The sequence below is a fragment of the Streptomyces sp. NPDC007095 genome, from assembly GCF_040634475.1.
Classification (GTDB): Bacteria; Actinomycetota; Actinomycetes; order Streptomycetales; family Streptomycetaceae; genus Streptomyces.
In genome coordinates this window covers 31,242-49,847 of sequence record NZ_JBEYFS010000011.1, presented here as the reverse complement: position 1 = coordinate 49,847, position 18,606 = coordinate 31,242, and the positions used below count along the sequence as shown (strand labels likewise).

At 68.3% G+C, this 18,606-nt stretch carries 20 protein-coding genes and 2 pseudogenes; 12 read left to right on the top strand and 10 right to left on the bottom strand.

Annotated features, from left to right (window positions below; all coding sequences use genetic code 11):
• Positions 1–68: 68 nt before the first annotated feature.
• From ABZ656_RS06125 to ABZ656_RS06105, 5 genes and pseudogenes are all read right to left on the bottom strand, one after another.
• A complete protein-coding gene (locus ABZ656_RS06125) occupies positions 69–428 on the bottom strand; it encodes a hypothetical protein (RefSeq protein WP_360265033.1) in 360 nt (119 codons plus the stop codon).
• Positions 429–993: 565 nt separating this feature from the next.
• Positions 994–1,461, bottom strand: a complete 468-nt coding sequence (locus ABZ656_RS06120; protein ID WP_360265030.1) for a DUF4240 domain-containing protein — start codon at positions 1,459–1,461, stop codon at positions 994–996.
• Between the two features lie 151 nt (positions 1,462–1,612).
• Positions 1,613–2,131, bottom strand: coding sequence for an HAD domain-containing protein (locus tag ABZ656_RS06115; RefSeq protein WP_360265027.1), 519 nt, complete (start codon positions 2,129–2,131; stop codon positions 1,613–1,615).
• 281 nt (positions 2,132–2,412) lie between these two features.
• A complete protein-coding gene (locus ABZ656_RS06110) occupies positions 2,413–2,907 on the bottom strand; it encodes a DUF5959 family protein (protein ID WP_360265024.1) in 495 nt (164 codons plus the stop codon).
• A gap of 53 nt (positions 2,908–2,960) precedes the next feature.
• A pseudogene (locus ABZ656_RS06105) lies at positions 2,961–3,113 on the bottom strand (integrase); the annotation flags it as partial.
• A 51-nt stretch (positions 3,114–3,164) separates the two neighbouring features.
• On the opposite strand from ABZ656_RS06105, the gene ABZ656_RS06100 reads away from it, so the two are divergent.
• The gene (locus tag ABZ656_RS06100) at positions 3,165–3,443 is read left to right on the top strand and encodes a hypothetical protein (protein WP_360265021.1); all 279 of its coding nucleotides are present in this window, start codon (positions 3,165–3,167) and stop codon (positions 3,441–3,443) included.
• Between the two features lie 879 nt (positions 3,444–4,322).
• Here the strand turns inward: ABZ656_RS06100 and ABZ656_RS06095 are convergent.
• On the bottom strand, positions 4,323–4,790 hold the full coding sequence (locus tag ABZ656_RS06095; protein WP_360265018.1) for a hypothetical protein: 468 nt from the start codon (positions 4,788–4,790) through the stop codon (positions 4,323–4,325).
• Between the two features lie 246 nt (positions 4,791–5,036).
• Between ABZ656_RS06095 and ABZ656_RS06090 the strand changes: the two genes are divergently transcribed.
• From ABZ656_RS06090 to ABZ656_RS06080, 3 genes are all read left to right on the top strand, one after another.
• Positions 5,037–5,372 (top strand): hypothetical protein, encoded by a 336-nt coding sequence (locus ABZ656_RS06090; RefSeq protein WP_360265015.1) that lies wholly within the window; start codon positions 5,037–5,039, stop codon positions 5,370–5,372.
• 483 nt (positions 5,373–5,855) lie between these two features.
• A complete protein-coding gene (locus ABZ656_RS06085) occupies positions 5,856–6,263 on the top strand; it encodes an NUDIX domain-containing protein (RefSeq protein ID WP_360265012.1) in 408 nt (135 codons plus the stop codon).
• 210 nt (positions 6,264–6,473) lie between these two features.
• Positions 6,474–6,737 carry a hypothetical protein gene (locus ABZ656_RS06080; protein WP_360265009.1) on the top strand — a complete coding sequence of 88 codons (264 nt, stop codon included), beginning with the start codon at positions 6,474–6,476 and terminating at the stop codon, positions 6,735–6,737.
• A 354-nt stretch (positions 6,738–7,091) separates the two neighbouring features.
• Here the strand turns inward: ABZ656_RS06080 and ABZ656_RS06075 are convergent, their stop codons facing one another.
• Positions 7,092–7,244, bottom strand: coding sequence for a hypothetical protein (locus ABZ656_RS06075; RefSeq protein ID WP_167552125.1), 153 nt, complete (start codon positions 7,242–7,244; stop codon positions 7,092–7,094).
• Positions 7,245–7,423: 179 nt separating this feature from the next.
• A complete protein-coding gene (gene phoU / locus ABZ656_RS06070) occupies positions 7,424–8,113 on the bottom strand; it encodes a phosphate signaling complex protein PhoU (RefSeq protein WP_067371613.1) in 690 nt (229 codons plus the stop codon).
• Between the two features lie 233 nt (positions 8,114–8,346).
• Between phoU and ABZ656_RS06065 the strand changes: the two genes are divergently transcribed.
• Positions 8,347–9,624 (top strand): ATP-binding protein, encoded by a 1,278-nt coding sequence (locus ABZ656_RS06065; RefSeq protein WP_360265004.1) that lies wholly within the window; start codon positions 8,347–8,349, stop codon positions 9,622–9,624.
• The gene (locus tag ABZ656_RS06060) at positions 9,621–10,301 is read left to right on the top strand and encodes a response regulator transcription factor (protein ID WP_009340348.1); all 681 of its coding nucleotides are present in this window, start codon (positions 9,621–9,623) and stop codon (positions 10,299–10,301) included. Before ABZ656_RS06065 ends, ABZ656_RS06060 begins: the two co-directional genes overlap by 4 nt.
• A 216-nt stretch (positions 10,302–10,517) precedes the next feature.
• Here ABZ656_RS06060 and ABZ656_RS06055 read toward each other — a convergent pair whose 3' ends face one another.
• The gene (locus tag ABZ656_RS06055; protein ID WP_101404317.1) at positions 10,518–11,192 is read right to left on the bottom strand and encodes a DUF461 domain-containing protein; all 675 of its coding nucleotides are present in this window, start codon (positions 11,190–11,192) and stop codon (positions 10,518–10,520) included.
• Positions 11,193–11,839: 647 nt separating this feature from the next.
• On the opposite strand from ABZ656_RS06055, the gene ABZ656_RS06050 reads away from it, so the two are divergent.
• The 6 genes from ABZ656_RS06050 to ABZ656_RS06025 all read left to right on the top strand — a co-directional run bounded on the left by ABZ656_RS06050 (position 11,840) and on the right by ABZ656_RS06025 (position 18,482).
• On the top strand, positions 11,840–12,322 hold the full coding sequence (locus ABZ656_RS06050; protein WP_003953493.1) for a CarD family transcriptional regulator: 483 nt from the start codon (positions 11,840–11,842) through the stop codon (positions 12,320–12,322).
• 429 nt (positions 12,323–12,751) lie between these two features.
• Positions 12,752–13,504 carry a 2-C-methyl-D-erythritol 4-phosphate cytidylyltransferase gene (gene ispD / locus ABZ656_RS06045; protein ID WP_101404318.1) on the top strand — a complete coding sequence of 251 codons (753 nt, stop codon included), beginning with the start codon at positions 12,752–12,754 and terminating at the stop codon, positions 13,502–13,504.
• Positions 13,494–14,003 (top strand): 2-C-methyl-D-erythritol 2,4-cyclodiphosphate synthase, encoded by a 510-nt coding sequence (gene ispF / locus ABZ656_RS06040; RefSeq protein WP_101404319.1) that lies wholly within the window; start codon positions 13,494–13,496, stop codon positions 14,001–14,003. Before ispD ends, ispF begins: the two co-directional genes overlap by 11 nt.
• Before the next feature lie 142 nt (positions 14,004–14,145).
• Positions 14,146–15,546: a cysteine--tRNA ligase gene (gene cysS, locus ABZ656_RS06035; RefSeq protein WP_101408003.1), complete on the top strand. Its 1,401-nt coding sequence runs from the start codon at positions 14,146–14,148 to the stop codon at positions 15,544–15,546.
• 142 nt (positions 15,547–15,688) lie between these two features.
• On the top strand, positions 15,689–16,630 hold the full coding sequence (rlmB, locus tag ABZ656_RS06030) for a 23S rRNA (guanosine(2251)-2'-O)-methyltransferase RlmB (RefSeq protein ID WP_075026990.1): 942 nt from the start codon (positions 15,689–15,691) through the stop codon (positions 16,628–16,630).
• 172 nt (positions 16,631–16,802) lie between these two features.
• Complete coding sequence (locus ABZ656_RS06025; RefSeq protein ID WP_360265134.1) at positions 16,803–18,482, top strand: DoxX family protein; 1,680 nt, start codon at positions 16,803–16,805, stop codon at positions 18,480–18,482.
• A 31-nt stretch (positions 18,483–18,513) separates the two neighbouring features.
• Here the strand turns inward: ABZ656_RS06025 and ABZ656_RS06020 are convergent.
• Positions 18,514–18,606: pseudogene (locus ABZ656_RS06020) on the bottom strand (potassium-transporting ATPase subunit KdpA); the annotation flags it as partial.

Below are 18,606 nucleotides of genomic sequence, written 5' to 3'. Positions count from 1 at the left end.
TGAACTCGCCGGACTCTGGCCAAGCCAGGGAATCCGCAGGTCACGCATGTGATTACCCACCCTCGCTCCTAAAGCGGTGGCTTCCTGGCAACCAGCGGCAGTGGCCAGCTAACGCAGGCCACGAGTGCGCTGCCGTCCTCGGTGAGGAAGAGCAGGGTGAACCGTGTCCGATTGTCAGGATCGATCAGCGCTGTGCGCACAGGCTGGCCATATTCCCTGATGAGCTGCACTGCTCGCTCCAGGCCAGGAGGTTCGAATCCGCGCATCCGCATGCGCTGAAGTCGGCGACTGAAGACTCCGGCATGCACACCAGTGGGTTGTACCCGTTCCTCCACCGAGTAGGGGGCGCCGCTGCGGAGGGCGGCCAGAGCTATCACGGATGCCTCGTCATCACCGATCAACACCGATTCCAGCACATGCCGTTCCATGGTCACCCCGTTTGGATCGTGCGGTACAGCAGCCAGGTACCGCAACCCTAGTAACCGCCCCCGCACGGTAGCGTCCCTCCGGGCCCGCCCAGCGGCCGGTATGACCCCGCTGACCGATCGCGCTAGAGCTACGGATCACAAGGTCACGCCACCCACCGGGCGGCTTGGCAACTGGCCGGACCGTCTCAGTTTCCGTCTCATTCAGCGCCGGTCACAGCCGTTCAGGCGGGGCCGCCGCCGGTGTCCGCTCTCACGACCGACCGCTCATGAACGCAGGTGAACGGCCCCGTCCGAGGGTCCCGGGAGCACCACCACAGTTGGAAAGCGTGATGGGATCACGGTGCCGGCCGCTTGCCTCGTGGAGGATGAGGGGGGTGGGGATCCACGGCCTGCAACATAGTCCCGAGGTGGCTCCCGGGGACCTTTGTGCCCACCCCCCTTGACCGCGGACCTCGAAGGTTCTCTGACCGGTCTCACTCCACTAGGCAAACTAGCAAGCAGCACTGACAACGCCCCGGCGCCAGGAGGACCGACCTACGAGGTCCCCATCAAGCGGCAGTCCACCTCAGCTCCCCAGGTTCGGCCATCCATCCCTGTTGGAGTAGCTCTCGAGGCAGTACCGGGTTGAGCGGTCCCACTCCTTCCCGGTAGCGAGTTCGTATGCCCGATCCGGCACGTACAGCAACCACTCCCCGTCAAACTCGGTGGCGGTGTACGGGGCGAACTTGTCAACGTCGAAGAAGACGCCTTCCCATACGGCTTGTCCTGCGGCGACGACAGCGCAACGGGCGTACAGGAACCCGTCGGCAGACTGTGGGAAGGGGCTGCCGTTCCGGCCCGTCATGTCGGCAACGGGAAGCATCCCGAATTTCTCTTGGTCCAGGCGGTAGAGAGCCTCGGCATGTCGTTCCGCGAAGCCGATGATGTCGGGGACGGAACGGCGGCCCAGCTCCTCGGCCAGGCGCTGGCAACTCGCCTGCGTGGATTTGCCGTTCAGGGTGGCTATCAGCGCCCAGAAGGCGGCCCATGTCATTCTCACTGGCGCAGGATGCCAGAGCCCTCTGACATCCACGGCTGACATCAACGAGGCCGGACGGCGGCATACAGCGGCACCCCTGGACGACCGTCGGACCAGCCAACGACCGCGCTAGGGGCGGGTGTAGATCGAACTCCTAATGCGGTGCTCATCTCGGTATGACGAGACGGAGCCAGTCGGCGAGCGCGGCGAAGTCGGCGTCCATGAGGCCCTTGGCCGGGTCGACGCGATGGAGCAACGACGGCCCAGAATGACTGGCATCGACCCACAGGCGGTCCATAGCGCTGATCTCGTCGTCGACCCAGATGAACGGTCGGCCGTTGGCCCACTCGACGAGGTGATGGGTCTTCCAGTGCAAGCCGCGCGGGCCCTCGTCGGCGTAGGAGGCTGGCCACTCCACCACGGGCAGCCTCGGCAGTCCGATGCGTGGGGAGATGACCTCGTTCGCCTCCTCCATCCAGGTCGTAGCCCAGACGAGATGACATCCCAGGGCGGTGAGGCGCGATCCAAGCTCAGGGTCGAGTCGCGTCAGCAGTGGGTTTCCTTGATCTCCAGACGTCGATGCGTCGGCGGCAGTGGCCTGTGGGCGCCCGGACGACGACCCGAACGGGATCAGTGGACCGTCGACGTCAAGGAAAACGAGGGGATGCTTCGTCGCGCTTGTCACGACGGCACGATAGCCCGGTGCAGCAGGGGAGCGGCTCCCTCATCGCTGGGCCGTCCCTGGGCCGTCCGAGGTCGCTCAACAGCAGCCAATGACGACCAACGACGACCAGCAGGCGCACGGGCCCACCACCCCTGACCAGCAAAAACCCAGCTCACCAAGATCCCCGGCAAGACCCAGGGCAAGAAGAAGTAACGCGACACCAGTAAGCCCCCGACCTGCGAGTTTCTCGCGGGGCGGGGGCTTTTTGGTGGGGCTGGGCCGTCAGCTGCTCGGCTGGGCCGTCAGGCGTCGTTGTCCCGGCGCCACTCGTAGGCACCGGGCGACGTCTCTACGACTTCGCGGGGGTAGACCTCGTGCACCTGGGCGAGCAGGTCGCGCTGTTTGCTGACCCAACCCGTCGGCAGCGAGAACAGCGGGACGGTGTCAGTGACTCCGGAGGCGGGTCCGTCGTGGGCCGACACCGACATCCGGTCGTGGCCGTCAGGCTTGAACTTCAACGACGGTGTCCGCCCCGAGGTGAGCCACATGGCGAATCGCCGGGTTTCCAGGGTCGCCAAGGTGTCGTCCCAGTCCTCCAGATCTTCAGGGAGGAGGGTCACCGAAAAGGTGGCGCTGAGGGACTCCGCCACGATGACGATCTCGCATTCGAGGAAGCCGTGGCCGAACAGGTTGCCGGGCTGTGAGCGTCCCAGAACGCGCACGGAGACGCTGTGCCCGCTGGTACCCGGCCGGTCGGCCAGGTGGATCAAGTCGATGACGTCGTCCGTCGAGTCCATGGATTCCCTCCCCGATGACAAGTCCGAGCCTCTTGCCGGACTGCGCACGGATGTCAGGGCCCGGGGTGCGGGCGGCGGTGGTAGACGCCGGCCACAGCTTTGCTCGTACGTTCCCGGCTGGAGGGCATGAGATGGGCGTAGACCCGTAGTGTCAGGCCTGGGTCCGAGTGGCCGAGGTACTCCGCGAGGGCCTTGATGTTCTCCCCACCCCGCCTACCTGGCGATAGCCTGCGGGCCAAACCAGGAAGGTGGGTCCAGTGGGCTTCGACGCGGAACGATCAGCGCGCATCGCCGCCATGCAGGAAACCGGCCGGCCCGTCTGGGAGGCCACCGGCGACACGGACGCACTGCAACAGTTCCTCAAGGACAACGGGTGCCACGGCGTGGAAGCGGTATTCGTGACCATGGGCCTGCTGAACTGCGATCTTGCCGAAGCCCAACGAGCCTTCTTCAACGCCCCATGCCGCGACGCCGAGCGCCGCTTCCACAACGACGCCATGGACCTGCTCGCAGAGGCCGCCGACCACGACGCCTGACAGCACAGCGGCCCAGCAGAGGCCCTTGACTCGGCCATTGAGACTCCACCGACCCGGCGGGGAACCAAATCTCTGCACATCTTGTGCACAGGATGCTTTCCGCTGTTCCATACAACGCTATGGCACAACGATCTTTCAGTGGCGAGCTCAAGCACCGTTTCAGCCCACACCCTACTCACGTTCCACGAACAACGTGGCAGCGGCTCAACCGGGCCAAAACAGACTCGGGGTGGCCGCTATTGGCAATCAACTTGTTCGGTTCCGTTGGCCTTTCTATTCTTTTCCTGTACTGGGCAATATCTGAATCGGGGGCTTACTCGGCTTACTTTTACTACGCAACCATCGGTTCGCTTCTTGTCGTGCTTCGGACGGGGCACGTGATGGTGTGCGTAGCCAGAGGTCAGACAGGCCAGCTGGCGCCAGAAGGCCCGGCAACCTCGCCTGGTGAGAGCCTGCGCCAACGGGGGAGACATACCTGACCTCTGATGCGCCCGGGGCCTCGCGCCGGTTGCGTGCCCGATCCGGAGGGCAGCCACAGGGAATCGCAGGGAATCGCGGCCACGAACCGTTCGGAACCAGGTCAGAGATTTACCAGGTCAGCCACCAGGCACATACGCGATCTTCCAAACTGGCGACGACCCCGGGCATGGAGTCCCGGGGCCGTCTCTGGGCCTGGAAAGGACGCTCAACGATGACCAGCGTTGACAACCGTCGACAGCTCGACAGCAGGTCAGAGCGTTCACCCAATGAGGGACCGCAGGTCAGGAAGCGGCCCCTTCACTTCTTCGGCTACTGAGCGCACCCAGCGGCGCTTGACTCGCCCATTAAAGCTCCGCCGACCTTGCGAATCCGGCCGTACGCCCTCGTCCATCAGGCTGGCTAGCCGCGCCCTATCGCAAGATCCGCTCGCGCCGCCGCATGAAGAGCGTTCAGGGCCGTGACCAGTGGAACCTCCTCGAGGGCGGCCTCCCCGTTGGCGGGATTGCGTGTCACTCGTAGTAGATCCCAGGCTTGCTGATTGACGACGTGGGCAGCAGTGGCAGCAGCTTCATCGCTCAACAGGATGAAGCTCTCGAAAAGGATCGATCGTTTGGCCTCGATCGCCTCCATCTCCGCCAGCGCACCGGTTGTGTCCTCCTCCCGGTCACGAGCCCGCAAAGCTTCCCTGGCGGCTCTCATGATCTCTTTGACGCATGAGATGTACTCGATGTAGGTATCGAGCTTCCTCTCATCCCAACGGGTAGTCATCGTGCGTCGGAACTTTGCCCGCTCGGCTATCGCCGTCGCTAGGTAGGACGTCAGGGCGCCGATGAGGACGCCGACCAAGGTGACTATCTGGGTGGCCATGCCGATCAAGCTACTGACCGCCGAAGCCGCGTGTGCCACAGCCGTGCCACATGGTGCGTTCAGTCACGGTCAACGATGGTTCACCGCAGTCGAGATACCCCGCTGGACGACGGACCTCGGTGCGTGGCGTGACCTGCCTGCCTTCGCTGTCCCGCACCACCAGGCTTACAAAGCAGAGGTCGCGTGTGCAAAGCGGCCAGGGGCGATGGTCTTCCGATGTCAGACCGCGGTGAGATCGTGTCGCGCATGGACACGATCTTCGACCTCCCCGAAACGAGTGCCCCCGAGCAAGCTGTCATCGCTCGCTTCCGGCTGAGTGGCGAAGAGTTCGGCGAGCGTGCCGAGCGCGCAGTGATCTTCCACGCGGAACGCGCCATGGTGGCCGCGGTCGGGGAAGCGGGAGTTGGGGAGGTGGATGGGGACGAGTTCGGTGGGGGTGAGGCCGTGGTGTACGCGTACGGGCCTGACGCCGAAGCCCTCTTCAAGGTCATGGAACCGATACTGCGTGGACTTCCGTTCAGGCCGGCGCATGTCGTCCTGCGTCACGGGGCTGCGAAGACAGAGCTTCATGTGGATCTGTGAAGGAGCGGGTACAGCAAGCCGTCGACTTCGCGGGGATCACGCCGGGCGCCGACAGATCCCGCACCTGCATACGAGGCTCGAAGGAATCGGCCTGGACGGCAGAACTCAAGCCCGGAGGCAGCAAGAAGACCGTTGGAGCAGCGTTTCTCCGGGCAGCTTCGGAGCCGCCGCGCGACTTCTTCGTCCACGACGTGCGCACCCGCTGAACGACAGCATCCATGGGCTCGATCATCAAGCATGACGCCGTACCGCGGCCACAGAGTTATATACCGTGCCAGACCCGTGCCAGACCCGTGCCAGACCCGTGCCAGATCGTGCGGGGAACCACGGGGAACACCGGGCACCAAGTCGGCGGTCAGCTGGGCGCCGGCACCACTCCACCACAGGTCGACCGGGCAACCCGTCCCAGAACACCTCGGCTTCCCAAGCTCGGTGTGCGGACGGTGCTGACGCAAACGATGGCCTCCGATACGGTCCCGAGCCATGGCGAATGGCAACGGTGTGCCGGAGAAGGTGGCGTGGATCCTGGTTCGGGACGACCGGGTGTTGGTGACGCGTAGTCACGGCAGAGATCGCTTCTACTTCCCGGGCGGTCATCGTGAGCCGGGCGAGTCCGACGGCGAGACCCTGGTGCGGGAGATCGACGAGGAACTGCAGGTGGCGATCGACCCCGGTTCCATGGTGCACTTCGGCACTTTCGAGATCGGCGAGGGCCATCCGGATCACGGCCCCTTCCGGATGATCTGTTACACCGCCGATCATCGCGGTGAGCTGACCCCGTCGAGGGAGATCGCCGAGAAGGCGTGGTTCCGCTACGCCGATCGGGACCGAGTCTCGGCCGTCGACGAGATGGCTTTCGACGCGCTTTACGAGGCCGGGCGGCTTTCCTGATCCCGTGACCGCTGTACAGCAGTGGAGTACAGCAAGCACCACGACCGCAGCCGAGCGTCAACAACCGACGATGGCCGACCGACCAGCCGACCAGACCTCAATGACCGCCCAGCCGAGCGCTCGGGACGAAGAGGTCGCTCCAGAGCTGTGCCACGTGGGTACCTGCCGTTTCCCCAGGTCTACGGATGGCCGACTCGTACGGTGAGCCGCATGTCATCGCCGCTGAGAGCAGACGAGTCAATCGCCAGCCAGGAAGCTTTCGTTGCCTTCCTGACGGGGCTCACGGAGGACTACCGTCAACGCGGGGAGAAGTGGGAGAACCCCACTCTGGAGCAGTTTCTCGAAGCGTTGGCTGCGTGGGTGGCAGACGCTGGGCCGTCTTGGTACGAGCGATATCAGGGCGAGACCTTGCCGCCGGGTGGCAACTGGACGTACTTCGCTCAGGCACTTATGGCCGCAACGCTCTACGAGTGACCGTCGTTCCGCCGTGTCTTCGAGGTGGCGCGAGTGCTCAGCAGCGGGTACATGGCTGGGCCGTCCCTGGGCCGTCCGAGGCCGCTCACCAGTGGCCAAGGACGACCAACGACGACCGCCAGGCGCTCTAGGACACCACTCCTGAGCTGCGAAAACCCGGCTCATCAAGATCCCCGACAAGACCCAGGGCAAGAAGAAGCAACCCTGCCCCGCCAAGCCCCCTGTCCGCGGTTTCCTCCGCGGGCAGGGGGCTTGGTCGTGTACCGGGGGTCCTGCCGGGTCCTCAGGCCTGGCGGCCGCATGCAGAAGGGGCCCCGTCGTGGTGACGGGGCCCCTCTGGGTGGGGCTACGTGATCAGCCGCACTGGCACGGGTTGCCCGACTGGCAGCCGCAGCCGCAGCCGGAGCCGCAGCCGCAGGCGCCGAACAGCGGGAGGCTTTTGATGTCGGCGGGCTGGTCGGTGTCGCGGTCCAGGGTCGGGTCGGGCGTGGCGGGAGAATCGGCCATGGTGTCCTCCTCAATGAGGCCTCAATGAGGCATCGAGGCCGGGGGCCTACGCCTATACGCCTAGGCGAGGCGCGGGTGCCTACCCCCATTGCATGCCCGCTCCACTGGGCGCATCAACGGCGCACTGAGGCTCGCCCGCGCCCCTGGAGTGAGACGGAAGTCCCCGGTACTCCCGGACCTCAGACGCCCTCCGCCCCCGTGACCGGCTGAATGTCGGGCTGGAGCTCGTCCGCGTGCTCACCCGTCACCAGGTACACCACACGCTTGGCCACCGACACCGCGTGGTCGGCGAAGCGCTCGTAGTAACGGCCCAGCAGGGTGACGTCGACGGCGGTCTCGATGCCGTGCTTCCAGCGGTCGTCCAGCAGGTGCTGGAAGAGCGTGCGGTGCAGCAGGTCCATCTCGTCGTCGTCCTGCTCCAGCTGGAGCGCCAGGTCGACGTCCTTCGTGATGATCACCTCGGCCGCCTTCGCCATCAGGCGCTGTGCGAGCTGGCCCATCTCCAGGATCGTGGCGTGCAGGTCGTGCGGGATCGCCCGCTCGGGGAAGCGCAGCCGGGCCAGCTTCGCCACGTGCTGGGCCAGGTCGCCGGAGCGCTCCAGGTCGGCGGACATGCGGAGCGAGGTGACGACGATACGCAGGTCCGTCGCCACCGGCTGCTGGCGGGCCAGCAGGGCTATCGCGCGGGCTTCGAGCTCGTGCTGGAGATCGTCGACCTTCTGGTCGGCCGCGATCACGCTCTCGGCCAGCTTCAGATCGGCGTCGAGGATGGCCGTGGTGGCGCGCCCGATCGCCGACCCGACGAGCCGGGCCATCTCGACCAGGCCGTCGCCGATCGAGTCAAGTTCCTCGTGGTACGCGTCACGCATCTGCTTTGTCCCTCTCTTACGTCACCTTGGGGCCCGGGGGCCGGGCTGCCCGCCGGACGGACCGCCGGACGGGCCCCGTGAACCCCACGCTCCCACGTTCCGGCCCGTACGCGTCCGTTTCAGTCACCCCAAATGAACCATCCCTGGCTCCTGGGTGAACTCTGGGCGACGAGTGTTCGAGGTCGCACTCCGATGGCTGTGGCCTGGCGTGACGACGTGCCTAACCTGGGGGCATGGACGTGAACGCGGCGGTCGCCGCAGCGGCAGCGATCGCCGGAGTGCTCACCGGTGTCATCGCCATGCTGGCGTTCCGCTGGAGCGAGCGCGACCAGAAACGCCCCACCCGCACATCTCTGCACACGGACCCGGTGCTTCCGCCGGGCGTCGACACGGTGCTCTCCGTGCTCCGGTCCTCGGCCGTCGTCCTCGACGAGGCAGACGCCGTCGTCAAGGCCAGCTCCGCCGCGTATGCCCTCGGGCTGGTGCGCGGAGGCAAGCTCGCCGTCGAGCCGATGATGCAGATGGCCCGCGACACCCGCCGCGACGGGGAAATACGCCAGGTCGAGCTGGATCTGCCGAGGCGGGGAACCGGACGGGGGGAGGCCCTGGCCGTCTCCGCGCGGGTCGCCCCGCTGGGCTCCCGGCTCGTGCTGCTCCTCGTCGAGGACCTCACCGAGGCGCGGCGGATCGAAGCGGTACGGCGCGACTTCGTCGCGAACGTCAGCCACGAGCTCAAGACGCCCGTCGGCGCGCTCTCCCTCCTCTCCGAGGCCGTCATGGACGCCTCGGACGATCCGGAGGCCGTCGAGCGCTTCGCCGGACGTATGCAGATAGAGGCCACCCGGCTCACCAACCTCGTCCAGGAGCTCATCGACCTGTCGAGGGTGCAGAACGACGATCCCCTCGAGGACGCCGAGCCGGTCCGCGCGGACGAGCTGGTCGCCGAGGCCATCGACCGGTGCCGCCACCAGGCCGGCACCAAGCAGATCACCATGGCCGCCGGCGGCACCGCCGACCTGAGCATCTGGGGGAACCGGGGCCAGCTGGCCGCCGCCCTCGGCAACCTCGTCGAGAACGCCGTCAACTACTCGCCCGCCCGCACCCGGGTGGGCATAGCCGCGCGCCGGGTGACCGCGCCTGGCGGAGACCTCATCGAGATCGCCGTGACCGACCAGGGCATCGGCATCTCGGAGAAGGACCGGGAGCGCGTCTTCGAGCGCTTCTACCGCGTCGACCCGGCCCGTTCCCGCCAGACCGGCGGTACAGGTCTCGGTCTCGCGATCGTCAAACACGTGGCCGCCTCGCACGGCGGGGAGGTCACGGTGTGGAGCTCCGAGGGTCAGGGCTCCACGTTCACCCTGCGGCTGCCGGAGGCTGCCGCGGCCCGCGACCGCGGGATCGACCACGACATGCCCGGACTCGACGATGAGGACGAGAACGGGCAGCCCGACGGGACGACCACCGTCGCATCCCCGTATGAACCGCTTCCCGCTCCGGAGGTCCTTCCGTGACCCGTGTGCTCGTCGTCGAGGACGAGGAGTCCTTCTCCGACGCCCTGTCGTACATGCTCCGCAAGGAGGGCTTCGAGGTCGCCATCGCGACCACCGGGCCCGACGGACTCGACGAGTTCGAGCGCAACGGCGCCGACCTCGTCCTCCTCGACCTGATGCTGCCGGGGCTGCCCGGTACGGAGGTCTGCCGCCAGCTGCGCGGCCGCTCCAACGTCCCGGTGATCATGGTCACCGCCAAGGACAGCGAGATCGACAAGGTCGTCGGGCTGGAAATAGGAGCCGACGACTACGTCACCAAGCCCTTCTCCTCCCGCGAACTGGTCGCCCGCATCCGGGCCGTCCTGCGTCGCCGCGGGGAGCCGGAGGAGGTCACCCCGGCCGCTCTCGAGGCCGGTCCCGTCCGGATGGACGTCGACCGCCACGTGGTGACCGTCTCCGGTTCCAAGGTCGACCTGCCCCTGAAGGAGTTCGACCTCCTGGAGATGCTGCTCAGGAACGCGGGCCGCGTGCTGACCCGTATGCAGCTCATCGACCGGGTGTGGGGGGCCGACTACGTGGGCGACACCAAGACGCTGGACGTCCACGTGAAGCGTCTGCGCGCCAAGATCGAGCCGGACCCGGGCGCGCCGCGGTACCTGGTCACGGTGCGTGGCCTCGGCTACAAGTTTGAACCCTAAGTCGCCAAACTGCTACGGTAAGTAACCCTCGCCGTCGGGTGGACGGAGAGGCTAAACGTCTGTGGAGCGTTGGTAAGACCTGGAACGATCCGGGCGCGATGCGGTGAAGCAGGAATCCCCTTGAGGGTGCGCCAAAAGTTCGAGCCGTAAAGCTCAGAACCGCCAAGGGCGGGAACCGATAACCAAGGTTCCCGCCCTAGATGTTTGCAGTGCCCGTCAGTGGCCGGAGGCCGACGCGGTGGCCGTCGCGCTCGCCGAGGCCGCGTCGGTGGGCGTGCCCGAGACGGAGTCGGACGGCGAGGTCTTCGGTGACTTCGAGGCCTTCGGCGACTTCGAGGAGGTCGCGGAGCCGGTGGCCGTCGCGCCGGGCGCCGCCGGGATGGTGGTGGGGCCCCACTTGGTGAAGTAGCTCTCGGCCGGGACGACGAACGCGCGCAGCTTCACGTCACCGGTCTTGCTGAAGGTGAAGGTGATCGGCTGGGCGTTGCCGTCCTTGACGGCCGCACCGGGGTTGCTCAGGGCCGCGGAGGCGTTGCCCTCGCCGCCCAGGATGACGTGGCCGCCGGCGGGGATGGTCAGCTTGCCGCCGCCCTTGGCGGGCGTGATCTGGGCGACGCCGTCGCCGCCGATCTTGACCGAGTCGAGGGTCTGCGGGGTGCGGCCGTTGTTGAAGACGGTCGCGGAGACCACCGCCGGGCCCGTGGACGTCGTGTCGGGCTGGGTGATGACGAGGGCGTTCTGGATCTTGATGTCGCCGACGCTGGTCGCCGCGTTGTCCGGCTTGACCCCCAGCGTCTGTGCGTTGTTGCCGGCGCCGCACGCGGCGAGCGAGGCGATCGAGAACGCGATGGCGGCGGCGGCGAGAGTGCCGCGTCGAAGGCTGCTGCTCACGGCGGCGGCAACTCCTTGAACGTGGGCGAAGCAGGGCGGCTCCGGTGTAAAGCCGCCCTAAGGGGTCTGTCAGCGGCCTTAGGTTACCGAGCCGTTCCCACGCCGCCGCACCCGACCCGCCCCTTGGCCCCCGCGAGCCCCGTTGCGGCGCTCGTGCGCCCCGGTCCTCGGGTGGTTCCGGTCCGCCTCATCAGCTACTTTGAGCTTCTGTTCGTCCGCCATTCACATAAGCGGCTGTACGAGTTGCCGTGAGAGTAGCGACGAGATCCGCTTGGGGTTTTCCGGTAAGGAATCCGCGGCGGTCCGGAAAATTGATCATCGGCAGATCGGTGCGGCCCGTGATCAATTCCGGATTCGTCTCGTACCCGACTCCGCTCACCGAACGGAGTAGCGGAAGTCGAGCTCCTGGAGCGGGACAAACCGGGATGTTCAGACCCTGGTCAGGAACGTCCGGTGTGTGTAACGTACGCGTTTCTCTTGCCCTGAACAGCCGCTCCCACCTGCGAATACCCTCTTCCGCTCCCCCTTCGCAGCACGTTCCTGTCGCGGTTGTCAAGCCCCGAGATATGCCCTGACCTGCGAAAACGCCATTCAGAAGACGCCGTTTCCGTGTTACCCTGGATAGCCACGGAAGGGGTACCTGTCACATGACGTTCAAGGTTGGCGACACCGTGGTCTATCCCCATCACGGGGCCGCGCTGATCGAGGCCATCGAAACTCGCCAGATCAAAGGCGTGGACAAGACCTACTTGGTGCTGAAGGTCGCCCAGGGCGACCTGACGGTGCGTGTGCCAGCGGACAATGCGGAGTTCGTCGGCGTGCGTGATGTGGTCGGTCAGGATGGGCTGGACCGGGTCTTCGAGGTGCTGCGTGCGCCGTACGCCGAGGAGCCCACGAACTGGTCTCGTCGTTACAAGGCAAATCTGGAGAAGCTCGCCTCCGGCGACGTCATCAAGGTCGCGGAAGTCGTGCGTGACCTGTGGCGTCGTGAGCGCGAGCGTGGACTCTCGGCCGGAGAGAAGCGCATGCTCGCCAAGGCCCGGCAGATCCTGGTGAGCGAGCTCGCCCTCGCGGAGAACACGAACGAGGACAAGGCCGAGGCTCTGCTCGACGAGGTTCTCGCGTCCTGACGCAGGCAGTCGTCGAGACGGTGGCCGCTCACCCGGCGGTCGTCCCGACGTCCACACAAGGCCGCACAGCTGCGCAATGAAATGCCGCGGTGCCCGATGACGTAATTACCGTCGCTCCACGCGATGGCTGTCGCCGGGCGCTGCGGCATGTTCGTACCCGGGTATGTTCGTACCCGCGCAATTTCGGAAACGTGTGGCATCGAATACGCCTGCGTCCCATGTGACGCCTGCGTCCCCGATACCCGCGTCGATACCCGCGTCCCCGATACTTGGCGTGCCGGGCCCGGACAGCTTGCTCGACCGGATGTCACGGAAGGGTCCGGTCAGGGCTCGCGCCCGGCACTGCCCCGAGCTCTCGGCTTCGCTCGAGCAAGGGGCACGCCCAGGCCATACCCAAGCACGCCGAGTACACAAACCTGACAGGAACCGATGTCTGACGATTCGCGCTCCTCGCTGTCCGGAGGCCGCACGGCGGCCGTGATTCCGGCCGCCGGACGGGGCGTGCGCCTCGGTCCGGGCGCCCCCAAGGCGCTTCGCGCGCTGAACGGTACCCCCATGCTCGTCCACGCGGTGCGCGCCATGGCAGCCTCCCGCGCGGTGTCGCTGGTCGTCGTCGTGGCCCCGCCCGACGGTGCCGCCGAGGTGAAGGCGCTGCTCGACACGCACGCGCTGCCCGAGCGCACCGACTTCCTTGTCGTCCCCGGCGGGGACAGCCGCCAGGAGTCCGTGAAGTACGGGCTCGACGCGCTGCCCCCCGGCATCGACATCGTCCTCGTGCACGACGCGGCCCGCCCGCTCGTGCCGGTCGACACGGTCGACGCCGTCATCGAGGCCGTACGCGACGGCGCGCCCGCCGTCGTACCCGCGCTGCCGCTCGCGGACACCGTCAAGCAGGTCGAGCCGGCGAGCGAGCCGGGGATGCCGGAGCCGGTGGTCGCCACGCCCGAGCGGGCGCGGCTGCGGGCCGTGCAGACGCCGCAGGGGTTCGACCGCGCCACTCTCGTCCGCGCCCACGAGACCGTCACCGACAACGTGACCGACGATGCGAGCATGGTCGAGCAGCTCGGGGAGCGGGTGGTGGTCGTGCCGGGGCACGAGGAGGCGTTCAAGGTGACGCGTCCTTTGGACCTCGTCCTCGCGGAGGCGGTCCTCGCGCGCAGGAGGGCCAACGATGGCTTCTGAGTCACCCGCACCGGTCCCCGTGGTGCTGCCGCAGGTCGGCATCGGTACCGACATCCACGCCTTCGAAGAGGGGCGGGAGCTGTGGTGCGCCGGGCTGCTGTGGGAGGGCGAGGGGCCGGGGCTCGCCGGGCACTCCGACGCGGACGTCGTCGCGCACGCCGCCTGCAACGCGCTGTTCTCGGCGGCGGGGCTCGGTGATCTCGGCGCCCACTTCGGGACCGGGCGGCCCGAGTGGGCCGGCGCGTCCGGGGTCACGCTGCTGACGGAGGCCGCGCGGATCGTCCGCGCGGCGGGCTTCACCGTCGGCAACGTCGCCGTCCAGGTCGTCGGGCCCCGCCCGAAGATCGGGAAGCGACGGGACGAGGCGCAGAAGATCCTCTCCGAGGCGGTCGGGGCACCGGTGTCGGTCTCCGGCGCCACGACGGACGGCCTCGGCTTCCCGGGCCGCGACGAGGGCCTGATGGCGATCGCCACGGCCCTGGTGGCCCGCACGCCCTGACGCGCGTCGGCCCCAGCGCCGGGGCCGGGGTGCCGGTGCCGGTGGTGTCGAGAGGGCGGTGGCCGCCCGCAGATGTCACGAATACGTCCTCCTTGCGAGGGAAGGTCGCGGGGCACTCCCCGGGGCCCACTACCCTGGAGTGGTGACCATTCGTCTGTACGACACCAGCGCCCGGCAGATCCGTGACTTCTCCCCGCTCAAGCCGGGTTGTGTCTCGATCTACCTGTGTGGCGCCACCGTGCAGGCCGCACCGCACATCGGGCACATCCGCTCGGGCCTCAACTTCGACATCATGCGCCGCTGGTTCGAGTACCGCGGGTACGACGTCACGTTCATCCGCAACGTGACCGACATCGACGACAAGATCATCACCAAGTCGGCGGACCAGGGCCGCCCTTGGTGGTCGATCGGGTACGAGAACGAGCGCGCGTTCAACGACGGGTACGCCGCGCTCGGCTGCCTGCCGCCCACCTACGAGCCGCGGGCCACCGGGCACATCACCGAGATGGTGGAGATGATGCGCGGGCTCATCGAGCGCGGGCACGCGTACGAGGCGGACGGGAACGTCTACTTCGACGTGCGGTCCTTCCCCGGGTACCTGCAGCTGTCCAACCAGGAGCTGGACAACCTCCAGCAGCCGTCCGGCGTCGGCGAGACCGGCAAGCGGGACCCGCGCGACTTCGCCATGTGGAAGGCCGTGAAGCCGGGCGAGCCGAGCTGGGAGACACCGTGGGGACGGGGCCGGCCCGGCTGGCACCTGGAGTGCTCCGCCATGGCCCACAAGTACCTGGGCACCGCGTTCGACATCCACGGCGGCGGGATCGACCTGATCTTCCCGCACCACGAGAACGAGATCGCGCAGGCCAAGGCCTTCGGCGACGAGTTCGCCTCGTACTGGGTGCACAACGCCTGGGTCACCATCGCCGGTGAGAAGATGGCGAAGTCCCTGGGCAACTCCGTACTCGTCTCCGAGATGGTCAAGCAGTGGCGTCCGATCGTGCTGCGCTACTACCTCGGCACCCCGCACTACCGCTCGATGATCGAGTACAGCGAAGAGGCCCTGCGCGAGGCCGAATCGGCGTTCGCGCGCATCGAGGGCTTCGTGCAGCGGGTCGTCGAGAAGGCGGGGGGCGTCGTCGAGCCCGCCGCCGAGGTGCCGCCCGCCTTCGCCGAGGCCATGGACGACGACCTGGGCGTCCCGCAGGCGCTCGCCATCGTGCACACGACCGTGCGACAGGGGAACTCCGCCCTGGCCGCCGACGACAAGGAAGCCGCCGTCGCCCGCCTCGCCGAGGTGCGGGCCATGCTCGGCGTCCTCGGCCTGGACCCGCTCGACGAGCAGTGGGCCGGCGAGGGTGACCGCGGCGAGGATCTGCACGGCGTCGTCGACACCCTGGTCCGGATGGTCCTCGACCAGCGGGAGGCCGCCCGCACCCGCAAGGACTGGGCCACCGCGGACGCCATCCGCGACCAGCTCAACCAGTCCGGCCTGGTCATCGAGGACGGCCCGCAGGGGCCGCGCTGGACGCTCGGCCCTCGCTGAGCGGCCCCCCTCGGGGCTTTCCCGGGGGCTCCTCGATGCCCCCGGCCTTGATCGATTGTGCCGCCCGGGCCTCCGGGCGGCACACTGCATATACGACACTTCAAGTGCGTACGCACGCTCGCCTCACACAGACAGGTAGGTCATGGCCGCTAACAACCGCCGCATGTCCGGCAAGAAGGGCGCGCAGGTCGGCAGTGGCGGCCAGCGACGCCGGGGCCTGGAAGGCAAGGGCCCCACCCCGCCCGCCGAGATGCGCAAGGGGCACAAGAAGAACCGCATCGCGGGCGCCAAGGCGAAGCAGATCGCACGCCGTCCCGCCCCGCGCGGGCGCGGCGGCAAGGGCACGTCCGAGATGGTCGTCGGACGCAACTCGGTCGTGGAGGCGCTGCGCGAGGGCGTGCCCGCGTCGATGCTGTACGTGCAGCAGTTCATCGACAACGACGAGCGGGTGCGCGAGGCGCTCCAGCTCGCCGGTGAGCGCGGCGGCATCCACCTCATGGAGGCCCCGCGCCCCGAGCTCGACCGCATGACCAACGGACTCAACCACCAGGGTCTCGTCCTCCAGGTCCCGCCGTACGAGTACGCGCACCCCGAGGACCTCGCGGCCGCCGCGTACGACGAGGGCCAGGACCCGCTGATCGTCGCCCTCGACGGCGTGACCGACCCCCGGAACCTGGGTGCCGTCGTCCGTTCCGTCTCGGCCTTCGGCGGCCACGGCGTCGTCGTGCCCGAGCGGCGCGCGGCCGGCATGACCGCCGGCGCCTGGAAGACGTCGGCCGGTGCCGCCGCCCGTACGCCCGTCGCCCGCGCCGCCAACCTGACGCGGGCCCTCGAGTCGTACAAGAAGGCCGGCCTCGTCGTGGTCGGACTCGCCGCGGACGGCGAGGTCGAGGTCGGTGATCTGGAGGCCCTCGGCGGTCCCGTCGTCATCGTCGTCGGCAGCGAGGGCAAGGGCCTGTCCCGACTGGTCGGCGAGACCTGCGACTTCCGGGTGCGGATTCCGATGCCGGGCGGCACCGAGTCGCTGAACGCCGGTGTCGCGGCGGGAGTTGTGCTGTACGAGGCCTCGCGCCGACGCGTCTGAGCGGACGTCCGAACGGATATCTGAACAGCCGTCTGAACAGACGTCTGAGCGGACGTCTGAGTGAGTCACCCCCGTGGGGCAATCGGGATGTTCGGGATGACCTTGACGCGGTCCGGACAGATCGGCGCAGTCAAAGCAGTGTCCTAAACACACATCACTCGGTTAGATGAGTGTGGACACCAGAACACCCCGCACACCCACGGGGGACCGGTCGTCGGGATTCGACGACGCTCCCGCGCTGAGCATGGTGAAGGTGCCGAGCGATCCGGCGCAGGTCATCGTCAATCATGCGAGCTTCCGCGTGCAGCTAGGCGGCGCGACGCGGAGCCCATCCTCGCGCGTCGCACGGCACTTGAGCGGCACCGACGACACCGCGCGGATCCCCGCCGTCGGTACGGCGGGCAGAGCGGGCGGCCCGGCCGCCGGGGCCCGCCGCCGCGCGCCCGTCGTCTGGAGCGGGCGGTCCGACCCCGACGACACCGGCGCCCACCGCCTTCTGCAGGCCGTGCGCAGCACCAGCGTGCGCCACGGCGCCGTGGACCCGACGGGCGACGCCGGCGCCACCCAGGTGATCCCCCGCCTCGACGAACACCTGGGCTACGCGGGCGACTTGACCGTCGAGACGGTCGAGGCGCCCCTCGTCGGCAGCCAGCGCGGCCACGACCACGACTCCGCGGGGACCCGGCTGCTGCCGAACATGCGCAGCGTGGACAGTGCCTACGACGAACCGCGCTACACGGGCGGGCAGTTCGCGGCGGAGGGCCCCGACGACGGCGACGGCGGCGGCGGCACACCGACCAGGCGGCACGGCTCGGACCCGGTCCGGCACGCCTACTACCCCGGGCGCCGGATGAACCTCGGCGTGGTGCTGCTCCCGCTCCGTGTCTTCCTCGGTTTCATCTCCATCTACGCCGGCATGGGCAAGCTCTGCGACCCCGTCTACTTCGACGGCGGCAAACGCGGCTCCATGGTCAAGTGGCTGAACACACTGCACCCTTGGGACGTCGCCGAGCCGCTGCGCCAGTTCGCGCTCCAGCATCCCGTCGGTTCCGGCCTCGTCATCGCCTTCCTCCAGGTCATCGTGGGCGTCCTCACGGTGCTCGGACTGTGGCAGCGGGTCGCCGCCGTGGTCGGCGCGATGCTGTCGGCCGCGCTCATCGTCACCGTCAGCTGGAAGACGGTCCCCGCGTACGACGCGCCGGACATCATCTACCTCGCCGCCTGGTCCCCGCTGATCATCGCGGGCGCCCCCGTCTACTCCGTCGACGGACGCCTCGCGGGCGAGGCCTGGCGCACGCTCGGGCCCCGCGCCGACATCTGGGAGCTGCGGCACCGGGTGCTGCGCCGCGGCGCGCTCGTCTCGGCCATCGTCGTCGGCCTCACGCTCCTCATCGGCTCGCTCCTCGGCGGCGCCGTCCGTGACGCCGACCGCGTGGTCGTGCCGGGACCGGGCGAGGCCCCGCGCAACGAGCTGCCCGGTTCCCCGCTTCCCGAGGAGCCCGGCACGCCCCAGCGGAAGGCCACCACTCCGTCGGCCTCGGCCAAGGCGCCCACCCACGGCAGCTCCTCCTCGCCGTCGGGTGCGGCCACCACGCCGGGTGCCGCGGTCCGCGAGACGGGCGGCACGGTCACCAGCGGCCCCAGCGAGACCCAGGGCACCGGACAGGCCCCGCCCCAGCAGTCCTCGCCGGTCCACCAGGCCCCGAGCACCAGCGCGGGCCCGACGTCCAGCGGCGGCAGCTCCAGCACCGGCGGCACCGGCTCGGGCGGCGGGACCTCCTCCGGCGGTTCGAGCGGCGGCGGTGGCACCTCCGGCGGCTCGGACAAGCTGGTCGGAGGTCTCCTCGGGTAACACGTATCGCCCCCGGCAGTACGAGGACGGGGCCCCGTACGAGCGCCACGGCCACCGCGATACCGACCGCGGCCGAGACGAAGTTCTGCACCGCCAGACCGGCGGTCTGCACGACGTGGCCCAT